Below are 3,035 nucleotides of genomic sequence, written 5' to 3' on the forward strand. Positions count from 1 at the left end.
CGCAGGCACTGCACCAGCTTCCGCCCGGACCAGGGACGTCCGGTCTCCGGGTCCTCCGGCGGGTCGTTGCGCACCCGCAGCTCGATCGGGTCCAGGCCGCAGGCGGTGGCCAGTTCGTCCATCGCGCACTCCAGCGCGAAGAGGCCCGGGCACTCGCCGGGTGCCCGCATCCAGGAGGGCACGGGCACGTCCAGCGCCGCCAGCCGGTGCGACGTGCGGCGGTTCGCCGCGGAGTACATCATCCGGGTGGCGGTGGCCGTCTGCTCGGCGAACTCCTTGATACGGGCGGTGTGTTCGACCACGTCGTGGCCGATCGCGGTGATCCGGCCGTCCGTTTCGCAGCCCAGCCGCAGGTGCTGGATCGTGGGGGTGCGGTGCCCGGCGAGGGTGAACATCTGCTGGCGGGTCAGCGCCAGCTTCACCGGCCGTCCCGGCACCGCCCGGGCGCACAGCGCGGCCAGCACGTCGTGCGCGTGCGGCATGCCCTTCGAGCCGAACCCGCCGCCGACGTGCGGAGAGATCACCCGCACCTGATCGGCCTCCAGCCCGAACAGCGGGGCGAGGGCGGTGCGTACGGTGTGCACGCCCTGCGTGGAGGCGTAGAGCAGCAGCCGCACCGCGGAGTCCGGCTGCCAGACGGCGACCGCGGTGTGCGGCTCCATCGGGTTGTTGTGCTCCATCGGCGTCGTGTACGTGGCGTCGACGGTGACCGGGGCCCGGTCCATCGCCGCGTCGACGTCGCCTGCTTCGGTGTCGGTGGCGAAGGCGGGGTTGACGGTCTCCGGGGCGTACAGGTCGTCGCGGTCGGCACGCAGCTCGACGTCGGGCCGCTCGTCCTCGTACGCGATCCGCACCAGGGAGGCCGCGTGCCGGGCGGTCTCCACATCCTCGGCGACCACCGCCCCCACGAGCTGGCCGCGGAAGGCGATCCGGTCGGACTGCAGCACCGCCAGCTCCTCGTCGCCGGTCTCCTCCAGCCGGAGTGCGTCGCGGTGGGTGAGCACGGCCGCGACGCCGGGACAGGCCGCGGCCGCCTCGGTGTCCACGCCGGTGATCCGGCCGCGGGCCACCGTGGCCTGCAGTGGGTGGACGTAGAGCGGCTGCTCGACGGGGTGCTCGAACGCGTAGCGGGCGGTCCCGGTCACCTTGGCCGGGCCGTCCAGACGCGCCAGCGGAGTGCCGACGGCGCGGGGGCGGAGTGTGGTCATCGCCTTGCCTCCGTGAGGTCGCGCAGGACCGCGACCATGGTGTTGCGGGCCAGCGGCACCTTGTACGCGTTGCCGTCCCGTACCTCGGCCGCGGCCAGCTCGGCGCCGGCGGCCAGGCGGAACGACTCTTCCGTCGCGGGCGCGCCGCGCAGCACGTCCTCCGCCCGCTCGGCGCGCCACGGCTTGTGGGCGACGCCGCCGAGCGCGATCCGCGCGTCCCGTACGACACCGCGGTCGTCGTCCATGTCCAGCGCGGCGGCGACCGACACCAGCGCGAACGCGTAGCTGGCGCGCTCCCTGACCTTGCGGTACGTCGACCGCCGCGTCATGCCGCTCGCCGGCGGCAGCTCGACGGCGGTGATCAGCTCGCCGTGTGCCAGCACCGTGTCCCGCTCCGGGGCGTCCCCCGGCAGCCGGTGCAGATCGGCGAGCGGCAGCGTACGGGCGCCGTCCGCGCCGAGCACATGCACCGTCGCGTCCAGGGCGAGGAGGCCCACCGCCATGTCGGAGGGGTGCACGGCGATGCAGTGCTCGGAGGCCCCGAGCACCGCGTGGTGACGGTCCCAGCCGCCGATCGCGGCGCAGCCGGAGCCGGGCTCGCGCTTGTTGCACGGTGTGGTGACGTCCTGGAAGTAGCGGCAGCGGGTGCGCTGCAGCAGGTTCCCGCCGGTGGTGGCGGCGTTGCGCAGCTGCCCGGAGGCGCCGGAGAGCAGCGCCCTGGCCAGCGCCGGGAACCGCTGCCGTACGAGGGGGTGGGCGGCCAGGTCGCTGTTGCGCACCGCCGCGCCGACGCGCAGCCCGCCGCCGGGGGTCTCCTCCACCTCCGTGAGCGGCAGCCGCGACACGTCGACGAGCATGTGCGGCGCGGCGACGCCCAGCTTCATGTGGTCGACCAGGTTGGTGCCGCCGCCGAGGAACACGGCGTCCGGACGGACGGCGACGGTGGCCACCGCCTCCTCGGCGTCGGCGGCCCGGCGGTACTCGAAGGGGATCACGACGCCTCCCGCGATGCCGTCGCGGTCTCGCCCAGCGCGGCGACGATGTTCACGTACGCCCCGCACCGGCACAGATTGCCGCTCATCCGCTCGCGGATCTCCTCGTCGTCGAGCGGCACGGGCGAGTCCGGCGCACCGGTCGGCGCCAGGTCCCGGGTGACGTGGCTGGGGTGGCCGGCCTCCGCCTCGTCGAGCATGCCGACGGCGGAGCAGACCTGGCCGGGTGTGCAGTAGCCGCACTGGAAGCCGTCCTGCTCGATGAACGCCCGCTGCACCGGGTGCAGTCCACCGTCGCCACGTACCTCGCCGAGCCCTTCGGCGGTGACCACCCGGTCGCCGTCGTGCGCGACGGCGAGGGCCAGGCAGCTGAGCTGTCTGCGGCCCTCCAGCAGCACCGTGCAGGCGCCGCACTGGCCGTGGTCGCAGCCCTTCTTCGGGGACGTCACCCCCAGGCGCTCACGCAGCGCGTCGAGCAGCGTGGTGCGCGCGTCGACGACCACGGACCTCTCGGTGCCGTCCACCCGCAGAGTGATCCGGTGTTCCATATGCCGCCTCCCGGGGCGCTCCGGTGTCGGTCCCGGCGCGGGGGCACCACGCTGCGCGGGGCGGCAACCCGGTGACCGCGCCATGCGCACACCGACGCTTACAACCGGACATTACCGATAAAAAGCCCGGATCCGGCGCCTATGGAACCCGGGGCGCGTGTCGCCGCGCGCCGTCGGCTCGGGCGCCGGGCCCCCGCGGATCAGTGCGGCTGCCCGCCGAGGCGGTTGCCCGGGATCAGGGTGTGATCCGCGCAAGACGCGGGGACTTCAGGCATCGGTACGCCGTA

3 protein-coding genes are annotated in these 3,035 nt (G+C 74.2%); all 3 read right to left on the reverse strand.

Annotated features, from left to right (window positions below; translation table 11 throughout):
* On the reverse strand, window positions 1-1,208 hold a 1,208-nt coding region (locus H5J30_RS24460), incomplete at its 3' end, for a xanthine dehydrogenase family protein molybdopterin-binding subunit (protein WP_181789523.1).
* Entirely contained in the window at window positions 1,205-2,203 is a 999-nt protein-coding gene (locus tag H5J30_RS24465; protein ID WP_181789524.1) for an FAD binding domain-containing protein, read from the reverse strand. The genes H5J30_RS24465 and H5J30_RS24460, both read right to left, overlap by 4 nt.
* The gene (locus tag H5J30_RS24470) at window positions 2,200-2,748 is read right to left on the reverse strand and encodes a 2Fe-2S iron-sulfur cluster-binding protein (RefSeq protein WP_181789525.1); all 549 of its coding nucleotides are present in this window, start codon (window positions 2,746-2,748) and stop codon (window positions 2,200-2,202) included. Before H5J30_RS24470 ends, H5J30_RS24465 begins: the two co-directional genes overlap by 4 nt.
* Window positions 2,749-3,035 lie beyond the last annotated feature (287 nt).

The sequence above is a fragment of the Streptomyces phytophilus genome, from assembly GCF_013870535.1.
Classification (GTDB): Bacteria; Actinomycetota; Actinomycetes; order Streptomycetales; family Streptomycetaceae; genus Streptomyces; species Streptomyces phytophilus.